16 protein-coding genes are annotated in these 17,070 nt (G+C 35.0%); 6 read left to right on the top strand and 10 right to left on the bottom strand.

Going from position 1 to position 17,070, the window contains the following annotated elements; all coding sequences use genetic code 11:
- Genes BLT22_RS01495 through BLT22_RS01485 form a run of 3 tightly spaced genes read right to left on the bottom strand, consistent with a single transcriptional unit; the run spans window position 1 to window position 4,115 of the window.
- Window positions 1-1,422, bottom strand: a complete 1,422-nt coding sequence (locus BLT22_RS01495) for an L-fucose/L-arabinose isomerase family protein (RefSeq protein WP_091760088.1) — start codon at window positions 1,420-1,422, stop codon at window positions 1-3.
- 8 nt (window positions 1,423-1,430) lie between these two features.
- Window positions 1,431-2,699 carry a glycoside hydrolase family 140 protein gene (locus BLT22_RS01490; RefSeq protein WP_091759894.1) on the bottom strand — a complete coding sequence of 423 codons (1,269 nt, stop codon included), beginning with the start codon at window positions 2,697-2,699 and terminating at the stop codon, window positions 1,431-1,433.
- A gap of 30 nt (window positions 2,700-2,729) precedes the next feature.
- Window positions 2,730-4,115, bottom strand: coding sequence for a PTS transporter subunit EIIC (locus BLT22_RS01485; protein ID WP_091759892.1), 1,386 nt, complete (start codon window positions 4,113-4,115; stop codon window positions 2,730-2,732).
- 240 nt (window positions 4,116-4,355) lie between these two features.
- Here BLT22_RS01485 and BLT22_RS01480 point away from each other — a divergent pair, with 240 nt between their 5' ends.
- Entirely contained in the window at window positions 4,356-5,393 is a 1,038-nt protein-coding gene (locus tag BLT22_RS01480; RefSeq protein WP_091759890.1) for a LacI family DNA-binding transcriptional regulator, read from the top strand.
- Window positions 5,394-5,464: 71 nt separating this feature from the next.
- Here BLT22_RS01480 and BLT22_RS01475 read toward each other — a convergent pair whose 3' ends face one another.
- The 6 genes from BLT22_RS01475 to BLT22_RS01450 form a co-directional block, all read right to left on the bottom strand.
- Window positions 5,465-6,709: a dicarboxylate/amino acid:cation symporter gene (locus BLT22_RS01475; RefSeq protein ID WP_091759888.1), complete on the bottom strand. Its 1,245-nt coding sequence runs from the start codon at window positions 6,707-6,709 to the stop codon at window positions 5,465-5,467.
- A 173-nt stretch (window positions 6,710-6,882) separates the two neighbouring features.
- Window positions 6,883-7,605 (bottom strand): MIP/aquaporin family protein, encoded by a 723-nt coding sequence (locus BLT22_RS01470; RefSeq protein ID WP_091759886.1) that lies wholly within the window; start codon window positions 7,603-7,605, stop codon window positions 6,883-6,885.
- A 179-nt stretch (window positions 7,606-7,784) separates the two neighbouring features.
- Window positions 7,785-9,446: an FAD-dependent oxidoreductase gene (locus BLT22_RS01465; RefSeq protein WP_091759883.1), complete on the bottom strand. Its 1,662-nt coding sequence runs from the start codon at window positions 9,444-9,446 to the stop codon at window positions 7,785-7,787.
- A gap of 29 nt (window positions 9,447-9,475) precedes the next feature.
- Window positions 9,476-10,996, bottom strand: coding sequence for a glycerol kinase GlpK (gene glpK / locus BLT22_RS01460; RefSeq protein ID WP_091759880.1), 1,521 nt, complete (start codon window positions 10,994-10,996; stop codon window positions 9,476-9,478).
- A 221-nt stretch (window positions 10,997-11,217) separates the two neighbouring features.
- Window positions 11,218-12,198, bottom strand: coding sequence for a phosphate acetyltransferase (gene pta, locus BLT22_RS01455; protein WP_087059405.1), 981 nt, complete (start codon window positions 12,196-12,198; stop codon window positions 11,218-11,220).
- A 74-nt stretch (window positions 12,199-12,272) separates the two neighbouring features.
- Window positions 12,273-12,956: a uracil-DNA glycosylase gene (locus BLT22_RS01450; protein ID WP_256333875.1), complete on the bottom strand. Its 684-nt coding sequence runs from the start codon at window positions 12,954-12,956 to the stop codon at window positions 12,273-12,275.
- Between the two features lie 171 nt (window positions 12,957-13,127).
- Between BLT22_RS01450 and BLT22_RS01445 the strand changes: the two genes are divergently transcribed.
- From BLT22_RS01445 to BLT22_RS01425, 5 genes are all read left to right on the top strand, one after another.
- Window positions 13,128-14,012: a Cof-type HAD-IIB family hydrolase gene (locus BLT22_RS01445; protein ID WP_091759873.1), complete on the top strand. Its 885-nt coding sequence runs from the start codon at window positions 13,128-13,130 to the stop codon at window positions 14,010-14,012.
- Window positions 14,013-14,186: 174 nt separating this feature from the next.
- Entirely contained in the window at window positions 14,187-15,014 is an 828-nt protein-coding gene (gene thiD / locus BLT22_RS01440; protein ID WP_091759870.1) for a bifunctional hydroxymethylpyrimidine kinase/phosphomethylpyrimidine kinase, read from the top strand.
- Window positions 15,015-15,125: 111 nt separating this feature from the next.
- On the top strand, window positions 15,126-15,311 hold the full coding sequence (locus BLT22_RS01435; protein WP_091759867.1) for a YvrJ family protein: 186 nt from the start codon (window positions 15,126-15,128) through the stop codon (window positions 15,309-15,311).
- A gap of 162 nt (window positions 15,312-15,473) precedes the next feature.
- Window positions 15,474-16,034, top strand: coding sequence for an LURP-one-related/scramblase family protein (locus tag BLT22_RS01430; protein WP_087059417.1), 561 nt, complete (start codon window positions 15,474-15,476; stop codon window positions 16,032-16,034).
- A gap of 68 nt (window positions 16,035-16,102) precedes the next feature.
- On the top strand, window positions 16,103-16,447 hold the full coding sequence (locus tag BLT22_RS01425; RefSeq protein WP_091759865.1) for an iron-sulfur cluster biosynthesis family protein: 345 nt from the start codon (window positions 16,103-16,105) through the stop codon (window positions 16,445-16,447).
- A 38-nt stretch (window positions 16,448-16,485) separates the two neighbouring features.
- Here BLT22_RS01425 and BLT22_RS01420 read toward each other — a convergent pair whose 3' ends face one another.
- Window positions 16,486-17,046 (bottom strand): GNAT family N-acetyltransferase, encoded by a 561-nt coding sequence (locus BLT22_RS01420; protein ID WP_091759862.1) that lies wholly within the window; start codon window positions 17,044-17,046, stop codon window positions 16,486-16,488.
- Between the last annotated feature and the right edge of the window lie 24 nt (window positions 17,047-17,070).

Here is a 17,070-nt window from a genome sequence, read left to right as displayed (position 1 = left end):
TTACTCTCCTCTTAGATATCCTTGAACCTTTTCTTCAATTGGATCATAAAAATCTGGAGTAATCCCAAGATATTTACAAGCTTCATATAGTACAGGCACAACTTCTGCATGAACGGCTGCCACATGATGGATATAACGACCGTATACTAATTTTGTTTCTAATCTTGCTAGGTTATCAAATTCAACCCATGAATAAGTTCCCTGCGTATAAGGTCCATCGATCACTTCGGCATTCCCCATTAGTAAAGAATATTCTCCATTGTCTCCATCAAAACGACAAAGTGTTAAAGTTCCAGGTTTAGCTTCGAATGCAACAGAGCCAGGATAGTCAAATACAAAGTGACTTTCAGGTAGTACAGGTTTGTCTTTAGCAGTAGAGAAAGGGAATACCCCTAAGTGTTGCAGCAATTCTCCATTATCATTGTGAGGATGACGATTATTAACGTCTGCAAACATCGCTCTATGCTCTCCTAAAGTTGCTGCTTCTATAAGCAATTCTGAAATTACACCATGTATATCCGTTTCACAAGTTACTGGCAACCCTTCATCTTGTAGAAGTGATTCCGTTGCATAAGGTAAGATGCCAATTTCATCTTGTAAAGCTGTCCAGCATTGTATAACACCTGAATTACATCCATATTTTTCAGTTAAATTCCTGATTGCAATTTTCAATGCTATAACCATCTCAACTTTATCATCAGCAATTTCAACAATAGCAATATTGCGAAGATTTTCAATTCCTTCTGCTAATTTACTTTTTTCTTCCACCAAAACTCGATCAATTTCTTTTGTCAATTCTTGCAATGGAATAGGAGACAACTGAATATTAAATCTTTCCAGTAGCTCTCCCTCATTTGTCATTGTTGACCAGAAATCAAAAGGTCTAGTTCCAATTTGCAAAATTCTAGTATTTTTAAAAACTTTAATTACGTTACATACTTTTTCAAAAACTTTAACCCCACGAGAAAATGTTTCGTCTTCTAACTCACAGTTTGGAATGTATGTGAAAGGTACTTGAAAACGTCTGAGGACTTTTCCTATAGCAAACAAACCACATTGACTGTCTCGTAATCGCGACCCATCCTCTGCTGGATGCTCGTCTCTTGGTCCCCATAATAAAACTGGAACATTTAATTTTTTTGCTAGTCTTGCTACTGCCCATTCATTACCAAAGTTTTCATTAGCAACAAATAAACCATCTATTCCTTCATCTCTAAATTTTTTATAGATTCTTTCAACACCTTCGTCATCGTATAATAGACCATCGTCATTAATATCTTTTATATCGATATAATCTATATCCAGTTGATCAAGTTTATTTCTTGTCAGATCAGCATATTCCATTGCCGTTTCTGCACTAAATAAATTTCTTCTCGTTGGGGCAAAGCCAATTTTCACTTTATCTTTTTTCACTATAGTCATTCCTTTAGTCATTTTTTTAATACAATAACGCTATCTTTAATAATGGAAGTCATTTCGATTTTTGTTATTCCTTCAGAGGTTTTTTTCTTAATTGGAATATTGACTCTGTTTTCCAAATCAATAGCAAAATCATCAGACGACTCAAACACTCCTTTTATCGACAGAGGAATATTGACTGGTAAATAAATATAAATTTTATCTTCACTTTCAGAAATTCTAATATCTGCTATATCATTTATGAGATACTGCTGATTTGGCGTTAATTCTATTAAATTTTCTTTAGTGAAAAATTCTTTCAAAAACCCATAATCGTTTGCTCCTTCAAAGTTGAGAGCGGTTCTCCAATTGTAAGGCGGAGCAAACCCTTCACCAAGATCAGAACCAAATGTGCTATCTACATCATGCCAACTCCAGATTCCATGAGCTCCATAGGATATACCTGCAAAAGCTCCCGACAAAACACTCTGCCAAGCTACTTTTCTTACATCTTCTCTACTAAAACGACCATACAAATTCCTACTATAAGATATTAATTCATAACAAGGTTCAGAATTGATCGTAGGACGAGTAGGTGATTCATTATAAAAGTAATCAGCAAATTCATATGCTACATTTTGATATTGTAGATTATGGCCAGATTGATAAAAATACATATCTAGATCTGGGTGATTAAGAAGTTTTTCTGGAATGTTTTTCAATCCTCTTTTTATATGCAATACTTTTATACTTTTCGCATCATTTTCTTGCGTAGCTTCTAAACACCTTAGATAATAATCTACTACGTTTTCAGTAAGGAAATCTGTGTCCCCACTGATTAAATAAATAGGATTATATTTTTTAAATCGATTAACCATTTTTTCAGTATATTTTCTTACATCCTGCTTTCGAAAGTAAGGGGTTTTTTCCATATTTCCAGCCCAAGTTTCGGGTAAATAGTTACTCCAAAGAAGGACCAATGCAGGAATGAAACCTTTTTCTTGAGCTACTTCAAGCATTTTTTCAGCATGATCAAAGTAACGTTCATCCATTTTATCAATATTAAAATACTGACCTTCTACTTCAAATGGATACACCACTTCTTTGGTTACACTACGATCCCATTGTGGCATGATATTGATTTGCAGAACGTTAAATCCTTGTTCTTTCCGCTTATCTAAATAGTATGCCCAATCATTTAACTCAATATTAGTAAATGCACTCCAAACCGTATCCGCTAAATAGAAAAAAGGTTTATTGTCTAGTTGTAAACTTTTTTTATTAGCACTTACTCTTAACAACAAAATACCACCTGTCCTTTTTACTCTTTTTTATTTAGTTAAAACTTTATCCTCTTCAAATCCAATAAAATATGTTAACAATGCTGAAAGTACAAACGCAGTGCCAAGAGATATTACAAAACCTATAAAGCCAGCTGTAACTCCAGCTGAGGGGTCTATAAACATTGGAATCCCGAAGATTCCCCCTGATGCAAATCCTCCAAACATATTAGCACCGAACGCTCCTGCAATCGCTCCTCCAACACCAGATCCAATACAAGCCATAATGAATGGTTTTTTCGTAGGGAGATTAACTCCGTAAATAGCTGGTTCAGTTATTCCCAAAAATCCTGAAATCGTTGCAGTAGTTGCAAGTCCTTTCAATTTAGCATCTTTTGTTTTTAACATTACAGCCATAGCTGCTCCAGTTTGCGCAAATACTGTACAGTATAGCATCGCATTGATTGGATCAAACCCATAAACAGCTATGTTATTGATGAAAATGGGAATAAATGCCCAATGTAAGCCGAATATAACAGTTACTTGCCAAATCGAAGCTAACAGTAAGCCCGCTACTAATGGACTTAATCCATAAAGTGCCAATGCTCCCTCAGCCAAGAGATTACTTAATGTTTGCGTGACTGGCCCTACAACCATTAATGAAATGGGTACCACAATGATTAATATTAATAAAGGTACAAATATCATTTTCAATGTTTTAGGTATAACCTTGTTTAAAAATTTCTCTACAACACTCAAGAAATATACAGATACAATGACCGGCACAACAGATTGGGTATAGTTCATTAGAACAATAGGTATATTTAAGAATGATAGCTGTGCTCCACTGGTTGCCATTTCTACTAGAGTCGGATAAACCAGTGCCGCTCCCATCGCAGCTCCCATAAACTGATTTGTTTTGAAAACTTTAGCAGCTGTAAAGCCTAAAAATATTGGTAAAAAGTAGTAGAATGCGTCACTAGCAGCAAATAAAACTCGATATACGCCACTTGTATCATCAATTACTCCCACTACTATCAAAGCAGTTAAAAGCCCTTTCAAAATCCCTGAAGCTGCTAATATTCCAATAACAGGTGTAAAAATCCCTGAAACAATTCCTAATATTTTATCAAAAATAGATTGATCCTCTTGTTGATCGAAATCATTTGCGTCCACTTCATCTTTGAAATTAATCCCTAATATATCGACAATATATTTATACACTTCAGAAACTTGATCTCCGATGACTACCTGATATTGACCACCACTCTCTATTACTGTTATAACATCTTCTAAATTCTTTATTTCTTCTGTATCCGCTTTACTACGATCCTTCAGGTTAAATCTTAGTCTAGTGGCACAGTGAATAACATCATTTACGTTATTTTCCCCACCCACCTTATCTATTATTACAGCGGCTAATTTATCATAATCCATTTTCATCTTTCCTCTCTATTTGAAAATCAATATTTTTAAATCGCTTTCTTTAACAAAAGAATAAACCAACAACTAAAATAAGTCAATGTTTTTATATAAACTAAAATAGTTTTTTATATAAATTTTAGTTTTTTTTACATAAAACGTTGTTTTTTTATGAGATATGCTACTTTCACTTGTTAATTTTACTAAAAATGATATAATTTTAGTAAGTTATTTTAGTTGGTAGGAGAAATGAAGATGAAAATTGAAGATATAGCTCAACTAGCCAATGTTTCTAAATCAGCTGTTTCCTTAGCTATAAATGGAAAACCTGGTGTAAGCGATGAAACACGTGAAAAAATATTAGCTATTGCAAAAGAAAATAACTATAAACCACTACGAAGTACACCTAACCGTATTAACAATAAATCTACTATTAGGTTTATTATTTCCAAAAGTCCAGATCTTATAACAGAACAATATTATAATTTGCCCTTCTTCAATGAATTAATAGGCCATTTATCTTCAAGTATTAGTGATTACCCTTATGATTTAGTCATTTCAACTTTTGATGAAAGAACACTTTTAGAGGAATTAGAAGCAGCAGAAAAAGTGCAGAAATCAAAAGGAATCATACTTTTAGGAACAAATATTGATAAATCTAATATCAATCTTATAAGAAAGAATTTTAAAAATCTTGTAATAATAGACACTCATTATCCTGATGTTGATGCAAACTTTGTCGCAATCAATAACTTTTTAGGGGGATATTTAGCTGCAGAGTATCTTATAGATAATGGACATAATAAAATTGGATATGTAATGGGCATTCCAAGAATTGCCAATTTTAAAGAGAGAAAGAAAGGGTTCTTTTCAAAAATAAAAAATGATGGTTTATCCATTTCTGAAAATCATATTTTTAAATTACCTGCAATGAAAATTCAAGAAGGATCAGAATTAAACGAATTCTTATTAAATAATGATGATTTACCTACAGCTATTTTTTGTGAGAATGACTACATGGCCATTAGTTTAATTAGACACTTAAAAAATTCTAATATTAAAGTTCCTGAACAAATTTCAGTAGTCGGATTCGATGATATTCCTGAAAGTAGAGTCACAACTCCCGAACTAACTACTATACAAGTAGACAAAAAAGAAATGGCTATCCAGACGCTTGTACTTTTAGAAAAACAAATACAAAAACACACTACGCATAAACATATTCAAGTCAATACTTCTTTAATTGAAAGAGGAAGTTCTCAACAAATAGAAAGAACTACAAAGTGGAAATAATTCTAACCACTTTGTAGTTCTTTCTTTAACTTTTTCGTCAAGTAAAGCTTGAAACAAAATTAATTAATCCCTTATTCAACTGTAATTTCTGGAACTGGACCTGTTAATTCAGTGGGCTCTTCTTTTGCAATATATTTAAAGTAGATTTTTTCTACTACTAAAGTAATTGCGTTATCACAAGATACATTTGCCGCTGTTCCAAAACTATCCTGTGTAAGATACAATGTGATCAGCAAATTTCCTAACGTCCCTGTGGGATCGATTCCTACGATTGTCAAGAATGGTAATGCTGACATAATTGCTCCGCCAGGCGCTCCCGGCGCGGCAACCATAGCAATCCCTAACGTTCCAATAAAACTAGCCATCATTCCAAAATTTATGGGCATATCATATAAATACAATACTGCATATACACATGAAATAATCGTTACCATACTACCTAATAAATGGATTGTTGCACAAAGCGGAATCATAAATTCTCGAATTTTTCTTGAAACCCCATTTTTTTGTGCACATTCTATATTAATTGGAATTGTCGCAGCAGATGACTGTGTTCCAATTGCTGTAAAATATCCAGGAATTTGATTTTTAATTAAGTGAATTGGATTTTTCTTACGATATATACCCGCAAAAGTAAACCATAAAACAATTAATGTCAGGTGGAGCACGATAACAATCAGGAAGACTCTCCAAAATACAGATAAAATATCAAATACCTGACCTGTATAACTCAAACTGACAAAGTTACCAAATATAAAAAAAGGAAGTAACGGAATAATTGCAGTATTCAATACTTTTATAATAATCAAATTGAACTCATTAAATACGTTGTATAGAGTATTGCTTTTATGTTTTGCTCTTAACCAGGAAATACTCATGCCCATTATAAAAGAAAATGCAATTGCAGCCGTTACATCTAACATCGGCTCTAAAGGTATTTCAAACAAGGTTGTTAGTTCCGTGGTTGTTTCTTGCACATTGGTATTGATTTGAGAAGTGATGAATAAGGGAAAAACAGTGGAAGCTACAAAATAAGCTACAAGGCCTCCTACAATAGTTGAAGCATATGAAATAATCGTCGCTACACCTAATAGCTTTCCAGCACCTTCAGTTAAATCTGAAATACCTTTCACAATGAACCCTATGATCATTAACGGTATAATAAATGATAGCAAACTGCTGAATAGATTAGAAAATGTCACAGGAATTCTTAATAATACTGTTGGAATAAATGATAACTGTCCTACAATAATACCTAATACAATTGCCAAAAGCAGCTTAGGTACTAATCCTAAATTCACTTTCTTTTTTTCCATATTTTTCACTCCATTAGTTAGATTTTATAATTCTAAAAGTATTCTCATCATTTTATAACACATTATATTCAAATACATTATTTATTTATTATTCATTAATTATTCCTACAAAAAAGAACAATGAACCTGTATGAAGACGGTTCATTGTTCAAAATTGGTTTACAATCTTAAGTTCAGCTACTAATTAGAATAAATATTAATGCGCCTACAATTGCTCCTAAGAATGGTCCGACTATTGGAATCCACGCATACCCCCAATCAGACGTCCCTTTATTGGCAATCGGCAGAATTTGATGCGCAATACGAGGGCCTAAGTCACGAGCGGGATTGATCGCATAGCCAGTTGTTCCACCTAAGGAAATCCCAATAGCCACAATCAATAGCCCAACAACTACTGGATTTAATCCATCGGTGAACTGTCCTTGTGTGAAAGCCAGCAAGCCATAAACTAATACAGTAGTAGCAATCGTCTCAGAAACTAAGTTCCATACACTGTGACGAATAGCTGGTCCAGTTGAAAATACAGCGAGGATTGCTTCTTGGTCATCTGTCGCAGCAAAATGCGGCATATAATGTAGCCATACTAGTGTAGCGCCTACTATACCTCCTGCTACTTGGGCAATCATATAAGGAATAACTGATGCCCATGCAATCTCTCCTGCTATCGCCATACCTAAAGTCACAGCAGGATTAATATGTGCAGGAGATAACCAGCCTACTGCATAGACAGCCATAGTTACTCCAAGTCCCCAGCCAATTGTAATCAGCAGCCAGCCAGTATCAGCAGATTTTGTTTTTTTCAAGACATTTGCCGCAACCACTCCATCTCCTAAAAGCACCAAAATCATTGTTCCAAAAAATTCTCCGATCAATTGTTGCCATAAAGTAGTATCCAATTACTTTTCTCCTCTCTTACGCTTTCTTGGTTAACATGCTCATCTATGAAAAATTTCATTATATGACACTGAATATCTTACAAGAATTTTCTTTTAGCATAATCACGTAAAAATGGCTAGAATTTTTCATAACAAGAAAGGAAAGAAAGAGCTAATCCTTCTTTTCTTGTTCTTATTTACTACCTAAATTGACTTAATGTGGTTTCTGCAACTTTTTCATCCAGTTCATTTGCTCGCTTTTTCATTTCTTCGTCAGTCCAGTTAAAACGAGTCGCAAAGTATTCAACTAATGGTTGTTTTAATTCTTGTATACGAGGTGTATCAAATAATAATGTTTCTGTGCGGCGAGCCAAAAAATCTTCTGGTAGTAAAGTCATTTCATATTCAACTGCGTATTCTAATTGCAAAGCATCTTTTAGAGGCAGCTCGCTACCTGTTACCCGATCTTTTAAATTGTAAACTAATTCTACATTGGTACCATACCAGTTAACTAATGCTCGAGCTTCATCTTCTTTAAGGCCGATAGCTATACCTTTTTGAGTCTGTTCATCCGCATATTCACTGAATGTCTGATGTTCAGGAATATCTCCACCTGATAAACGAATATCAGCAGTATCCACCTGATTAAAAGATTTATCGAATTGAGCTAGTTCTTTATCGATCATTTCAAATGTATCATTTGCCATTCTTCTATAATCTGTCAGTTTTCCACCTGCTATACTGATCAGCCCGCCTTCAGAGACAAATATATCGTGGCCACGAGAAATTCCTGATGGATCCGAATTATCTTCATCCTGGATCAATGGTCTCAGTCCAGCCCAACTTGCTTCAATGTCATCCAATGTGATATGAGCATCAGGGAAACGATAATTTGCTGCTTTTAACAGATAATCTATATCGTCTTGAGTAATATTTGGATCATCATATTCACCTTCAAAAGGGGTGTCTGTTGTCCCAAAATATGTTTTTCCACTTCTAGGAATAAAAAAGATCATTCTGTTATCATCCATACCTGTATCTGTATAAATAGTACGGTCAATCGGAATTTTACTATGATCAACTACAAAGTGAACACCTTTTGTTGGAAATAATTTTTTCTTCATATTTCCTTTTAATTGTTTGCGAACAGTATCGGACCATGGACCCGTTGCATTCACGACAACAGAAGCGTGAATTTCAAAAATTTGGTCTGTTAACGTGTCTTCAGCTTTGACACCAATAATTTTATTTTCATCATTATAGATAAAATCAATAGCTTTTACATAATTAGTAATTAAAGTGCCGAATTCGTGGGCTCTTTTGATAATTTCAGTTGTTAGTCTAGAGTCATCATTCGTATAATCAAGGTAAAACCCACCTCCCAATAATCCTTCTGTTCTTAGATCGGGTTCTTCTGCTTCTACTTTGTCTTTATCGATCATATAGTGTGACCATTCATCATCTACTTTTGCTAGATAGTCGTATAGATGTAGTACAACTTCTGCAGAAAACTCATTAAATGAGGCTCCTGGTTCATCATATATCGGCATAAGCATATAACTAGGTTGTACGACATGAGGAACATTCTTTCCAATAACTGCTCGCTCTTGTGCCACATCTGCAACAAGTTCAACATCGAACTGTTTTAAATATCTCAATCCTCCGTGAACTAATTTTGTTGAGCGACTAGAAGTTCCGGCTGCAAAATCCTGCATCTCAATCATACCAGCTTTTATGTTTCTAGCACCGGCTTGTAACGCAATTCCAGCTCCGGTAATACCTCCACCGATAATCAGTAAATCTAATTCAGTATTTTTTAATTCTTCAATATTTTTTTTTCGCGTTTGAGCCGAAAAACTCATGCTGCACTCAGCCCTTTCTTTAATATAGGTTAATCTTCTTGATTGACTTTTTTTGGTTTGAATTTAAATGTCTGAGTAGATTTTACTGCTGCCTGCCATCCAGCATATAAATCTTCTCTCTTTTCTGCGCCCATTTTCGGTTCAAATGAACTTGCTTTTTCCCATTTAGCTTTAATTTCTTCCTGATCGTTGAAAAATCCGGTAGCTAGTCCAGCCAAATAGGCAGCACCTAGGGCTGTGGTCTCCATAACCTTGGAGCGTTCAATTTTCACATTTGAAATATCTGCCTGAAACTGCATTAAAAAGTCATTCATACTTGCTCCACCATCGACTCGCATTGTTTCGGTTTTCAATCCAGCATCTTCATTCATTGCGTCTACAACATCTCTTGTTCTATAAGCTAAAGATTCAAGTGTAGCACGCACAAAATGACTTTTAGTTGTTCCTCTTGTTAAGCCAAATACAGAACCCCTCGCATCTTGGTCCCAATACGGAGCGCCTAATCCTGTAAATGCCGGAACAACATAGACACCATCCGTAGTGTCTACTTTGTTAGCAAGATCTTCAGACTCTGGGGACTCCCGGAACATATCCATTCCATCTCTTAGCCATTGTAAAGCTGATCCAGCTACAAATATAGAACCTTCTAATGCATAATAGACTTCATCATTCAATCCATATGCTAAAGTAGTCAGTAATCCGTTTTTAGATTGAATAGGCTCTTTTCCAGTATTCATAATAATAAATGAACCTGTTCCGTAAGTGTTTTTCACCATACCTTTATCAAAAGCTGTTTGACCGAATAATGCTGCTTGCTGGTCACCAGCAATTCCTGCTATTGGGACACTTACTCCATGGAAAACAGCATCCATTGTTTCTCCAAATACACCTGAAGATGGCAATACTTCCGGCAGCATTTTTTCGGGAATCTCTAATAATTCAAGAATATCTATATCCCACTCTAAATCGTAAATATTATAAAGCATTGTACGACTCGCATTAGAATAATCTGTAGCATGGACCTTTCCACCTGTCAATTTCCATAATAGCCACGTATCAATCGTACCAAATAGTAACTCTCCATTTTCAGCTCTTTCTCTTGAACCTTCGACCTTATCAAATATCCATTTGATCTTTGTAGCTGAAAAGTATGAATCTATAATTAATCCAGTTTTTTTATGAACACTCTCTTTATGTCCATCTGCTTTTAATTGATCAGCAATCTTTGAAGTTTGCGTGGACTGCCACACGACTGCATGATAGATAGGTGTACCTGTTTCCTTATCCCAGATTACTGTTGTTTCCCGTTGATTCGTTATCCCGATACTATCGAGATCTTCAGGTTCTAATCCTGATTCGATCATAACGCTTGCGATCACTTGTAAGGTTTTAAGCCAGATTTCATTTGCATCATGTTCTACCCAACCTGGTTCCGGAAAAAACTGTTCAATATCTTTTTGAGAACTCCATCTCGGTTCTCCTTCTTCATCGAAAATAATTGCTCTTGTACTTGTGGTTCCTTGATCTATTGACATAATATACTTTTTCATTTGTGCACTCTCCTTTATAAAAACGACTGAAAAGGCTTACCAACTGTAATAATTATAACATTCATAATTCCAACTTTCTAACTATATGCATTACTATATGTAAGTGAATGTATTCACGAACGAGTTACGACAAGCAGGTTTTTCAATAAAAAAGCTCTCCTATTCTGCTTGATACAAGCAAAATAGGAGAGCTTAAATATATTTATTTAGTTATATTAGTTTTAGCCTAAAATTGATTGGTTAGCCGTGATGATCGCTGTCTTATAGACGTCTTCTTCTACACAACCACGTGATAAATCTGATACTGGTTTGTTCAATCCTTGTAAGATTGGTCCAACTGCTTCAAATCCACCCAAACGTTGTGCCATTTTATAACCAATATTTCCTGATTGTAGTTCTGGGAATACAAATACAGTTGCTGCTCCAGCAACATTTGAACCAGGAGCTTTTTGTTGCGCTACCGCTGGAACAAAAGCAGAATCAAATTGCAATTCTCCATCAATTTCAAATTCAGGGGCCATCTCTTGTGCAAGTTTAGTTGCTCTTTGAACTTTTTCAACTTCCGGTGCTTTAGCTGATCCTTTTGAAGAAAAGCTTAACATTGCCACTTTAGGATCAATATCAAACATCTTAGCTGTACGAGCACTTTCAACCGCTATTTCTGCAAGAACTTTTTCATCTGGATTCGGGTTAATTGCACAGTCAGCGAATAAGTATTTCTCTTGCTCTCTAGCACGTAACATGATGAATGCTCCTGAAGTACGGCTTACACCTGGACGAGTTTTGATAATTTGCAATGCTGGACGAACAGTTTCTCCTGTTGAATGAATTGCTCCAGATACTAGACCATCTGCAAGATCCATATAGACTAGCATTGTTCCAAAATAATTAACATCTCTCAATTGTTCTTGAGCTTGTTCTTGGGTTGCTTTACCTTTACGGCGTTCAACAAAAGCCGTCACCATTTCATCATACTTATCATAAGTTTGAGGGTCAACGATTTCAATAGTTCCTAAATCGAATCCGTGATCTTTTGCGGCTTTCATCACTTCATCTTTGTTTCCTAAAAGAATAGGGTTTAAAATCTTTTCAGACTGCAAACGGACTGCCGCTCCTAAGATACGTTCATCAGTTGCCTCCGGAAAAACGATTTTCAACTCTTTCCCATGAATTTTCTGTTTTAGACTTTCAAATAATTCCACTATTTATTCCCTCCAATGATTTGTTTTCACTAATATATCATAACACTTATCAGTAAATTTTCACAGAAAAAGTCTTATTCTTTCATTGGATCTTTCGGTAGTTCCCAGTCAATTGGTTTCTGACCACTTTTAATCAAAAATTCATTTGTTTTTGAAAAAGGTTTAGATCCAAAGAAGCCCCTATAAGCAGCTAATGGACTAGGATGGACCGAAGTAATAACCTTGTGTTTAGCTTCATCAATCATGGCTCGTTTTTTCTGTGCCGGTGTTCCCCACAGAATAAAGACAATCGGTTTTTCTCTTTCATTTAGAGCTTTAATCACTTCATCTGTCAATAATTCCCAACCCACATTTTTATGTGAATGAGCTTGCCCTGCTCTAACAGTCAATATCGTATTCAGCATTAATACGCCTTGCTTAGCCCAACTTTTTAAATAACCATGTTCAACTGGAGTTATATTTAAATCATCTTGTAATTCTTTGTATATATTTTTTAGAGAAGGTGGCAGTTTTACTTCGGGTTTGACTGAAAAGGCTAATCCGTGTGCTTGATTAATTCCATGATAAGGATCTTGTCCTAGAATAACTGCCTTAACTTCATTATAGGGCGTCCATTCGAATGCTTGCCAGATATTTTCTTTTTTGGGATAAATCGTTTCCGTGTTATATTCTTTAACCAAAAATTCTCTAAGCTGCTGATATGATTCTGTTTTTTCTAACTTCTGTAGTATCGGTTTCCAATCATTTTCTACTGGTATTGGCACAATCCAACACTCCTTTTATGGTATTTTCATAATTTTCTATGGTCTTCTTGAATTGATTGTAACAAATTTGTCTCTATCTTTTCTAAGTATACACTGTAAAACAGTTTATTTTTTACACTAATCTGTTAGACTTGTATATGAATCTAATAATGGAGGAATTAAACTATGATTAAACTAATCGCTTCAGATATGGACGGAACCTTACTAAACGACCATATCGATGTTTCACTATCAAATGCTCAAGCAATCAAACTAGCACAAGCAAAGGGACTTCATTTTCTAATCGCAACCGGAAGAGACTATCCCTTAGCTACCCACCCTTTGAAAGATCACAACATTGAGTGTCCCATTATCACGTTGAATGGTGCACAACTTTTCGATAAAGAGGGCAAAAATCTATATAATAAAGGCTTAGAAAAAAATGTCGTGAAAAAAATTAGATCAATTATTTCTCAGTATTCTGATGTACACGAGGAACTAATGACATCTGATGGAATCTATTCCAGCAATCGAGAAGAACGTTTAAAAACTGTAGCTTCTATGTTAGCAGATTTAAATCCAGATTTAACTTTTGAAGACGCTATGGAAAGTGCTACTGCTCATGTTGAAGAAATGAACGTTAAATTTGTAGATAGCCTTGATTCTGTTGTGGAAGATAATCACATCGTCATATTAAAAGTATCTGCTCATTCGGAAGAAGGGCCAGCAATATTAAAGCCTTTAAAAGAACAATTAGCAAACGAAGTTCCTAAATTAGCCATTACCGCTTCTAGTAAAAAGAATATCGAAATCAATCATGAATCTGCTCAGAAAGGTATTGCCATTGCTCAGTATGCCAAAAAGCTAGGGATCAAAGCAGAAGAAGTTATGACAATCGGAGATAATATCAATGATTTATCTATGCTAACGTGGGCTAAATATGGAACCGCTGTAGCTAATGCAGTCCCCGAAGCAAAAGAAGCTGCGAGTTACTCCACTTCCAGCAATTCTCAAAATGGCGTAGCTGAGGCTATTTCTCGAGTATTGAACGGAAAAATTTATAAAGATTAATCAATTTGCTCGACAAAATACAGAATATGTATTTTGTCGACTTTTTTTATTATGCAAGTCACTCTTTACTAGAAATAAATATGGTTTCCCTTTCATATAGTTTCTTTTTTTTTCACTTGTGATAAAATGAAATGAATAAAGAGCGAACCTTATTAATTTAAATTGGAGGAATAAATTGTGACTCAACCAAAAATCACTTTAACCATTGCCGGTAATGATGCGAGCGGTGGCGCTGGAATTGGAGCCGATCTAAAAACTTTTGCAGAATTTGGAACTTATGGAATTGCTGCTTTAACGGTTATTGCTACTATGGATCCTAACAACAATTGGAGCCACGGTGTTACTCCTATTGATGCACAAATTGTAAAAGATCAGCTGGTCACTGCAACTGCAGGTCCAAAAATCGACGCCTTAAAAACAGGTATGCTTCCCAACGTTCCTGTAATCGAAGTCATTGCAGAAACAATCAAAGAAAAAAACTTAACGAACCTTGTAGTAGATCCAGTCATGGTCTGCAAAGGTGAAACAGAGGTATTGAATCCTGAAAACGCTGAAGCATTAAGAGATTTACTCGTTCCTCTTGCAACAATCACCACTCCAAATTTATTTGAAGCTGGTCAACTATCTGGATTAGGAACATTAAAGACGCTTGATGACATGAAAGAAGCCGCTAAATTAATTCAGCAAAAAGGGACTAAATATGTAGTTGTCAAAGGTGGAAAAGCACTAGAAGGCGATAAAGCTATTGATTTGTTCTATGATGGGTCTGACTTTACTATTTTGGAAGTAGACAAAATCGAAAGTGCCACAAACCACGGGGCTGGATGTACCTTTGCTGCTGCCATTACTTCTGGATTAGCTCAAGGTTTAGAACCTAAAGAGGCAGTACTCAAAGCAAAAGACTTTGTAACTGCAGCTATCAAAAATGGTTTTGAATATAACCAGTTTGTTGGATCTGTTTTCCATAGTGGTTATCGTTTAGAACAAAATAAAGGAATCTGATCTCCATCCTTACTAATGAAAAGCAAGCACATCAATTAACAAGATGTACTTGCTTTTTTCTGAATCAGGTAACATTTTACCTTTTCCAATCGTTATTATCAGTAAGGGGTAATGGAAAGGACAAGTGCAATGGAACAAAGTGCTGATTTCGTTAGTGCCGTAATTGAAATGATCGAGAATGTGGGTTTCCCAATATTTATCTCACTCTTTCTACTTTACCGCATGGAAGCAAAGTTGAACGCTGTGGTAGAAGCAGTCAATCAATTAACTGCTGTATTGTCTCAAAAATATCATTAGTTTATCTAGCCGAAGCATATTTTGTTTCGGCTTTTTTGTATCTTCCCTATTATTCTTTTTATAGCACAAGCTTTTTAGTTCGTTCGACATTTCAATTTTGGGTGTTATAATATAGAAAACAGATTAAATACGTCAGACTTTACGAACTAAGAGGTGAAAGTAATGGTTCGTCTATATATAAACGATGCGTATATGTCTATGCAGAATCGTATGATTGTTAAAACACCTTCTGGAAAAGATAAATATCTAATTGTTGGAAAATGGGGTAGAGCTCGTGACGCTCTTTCATTGTATGCAATGAATGGTGAGCGCTTAGTAGAAGCCCGACAAACTGTATTATCGATTTTTCCTAAGTTTGACTTTTATGTGGATGATCAAAAGTTGGGTACCGTTAAAAAAATTCCCGGATTTCAAGGATTGAAACAACCCTACTATCTTGTAAGCCATTTAAACTGGCTTGTCTCAGGTAATTTTGTTGAACGACAGTATATCGTCAGTCACCACACAGAAGTTATTATGCGTGTAGAAAAACATTATTCTTTTCAGGGAGATTTCTATGTTCTTGAAATTGAAAAAGAAGAATACGCTCCTATTTGTTGTGTATTAGCCGTTATTATTGATCACTATTCATCAGAAAAGGATAGTATCTGGCAACAATATAAAAAAGAAAAATATAGCCTAGGCTTTATGCATCCATTTATTTTTCCCAAATCTTCAAAATAATCAGTCCTTTTCTCCTTTCACTTATTTATTAGAAAATAAGATTACTTTCAAATTAAGGATGTGTCTAAATGGAAATTGCAATGACCGCTCTCGCACAAAAAAGAATCTCTAATATCTTAGAAGATCATTCTGGAAAATTAGAACTTTACTATAACGAAAAATTCCAAGGTTCATACGCTTGTAGTATTACTGGAGTATTTGAACTAAAAGTTTCCGATAATATCAGTGAATCTTGCGAAACATTGAATTCTCCTCTAGGACCCGTTTATATCGATCCTACTAAAGTAACACACTTAGACGATGATCCATTAATAGATTATCAGGAAAAGATGAATACTCTCCAACTAAAAGGCCGTTCAGGAATGATTGTTGATAATTTACGTGTAGTCAATGATCAGAGTAAAAGCTTATAAAAAAAGATCACCTAGGAATATTCCTAGGCGATCTTTTTTTAGACTTGCTTTTGCATATGAGTATATAAATGTCCCATTAATTCAATTTCTCTACTTTTGCGAAATCCTTCTTTTTCATAAAGTTTACGTGCTTTAGGATTTGACTGATTTACATTTAATCCAACTTTATCTATACCAGAAGATTTTGCCTGCTGATATACTGCATGTAGCAGTTCTCTACCAATTCCGAAACCTCTAAATAATTCATTGACTACTAAAGAATCTATATACCATTCCCCAGCTTCTGTTTCATCCTCTTGAAAAATCACAAAATGTGGTAAGTCATGCTTAGTTAATATTTCTAATAGGACTTTATCTCGTTTTTTATCTGTTTCTCCACGATACCCATAACTAAATCCAACCACTTTTTTATCTATTTCTTTAACAATTGCATTCTTATAACTATAGCGATATTCACTACTATTTGCTGCCTCCATTAAAGCGGGCTTTAACTGCAACCATGAGACATTTTGCAAAACAGGTAAGTCTAATTCTTCCAAAATCACTTTAAATAATTCCACGATTTCTTCTATATCCTTTGGTTCTGCATCGCGAATCACTGTACTTCCAACTTTCTATCTAAA

This window comes from Marinilactibacillus psychrotolerans (assembly GCF_900101525.1).
Lineage (GTDB): Bacteria > Bacillota > Bacilli > Lactobacillales > Carnobacteriaceae_A > Marinilactibacillus > Marinilactibacillus psychrotolerans.
Note: the sequence above shows the minus strand (reverse complement) of the source record. Positions and strands in the feature narration are given on the sequence as shown.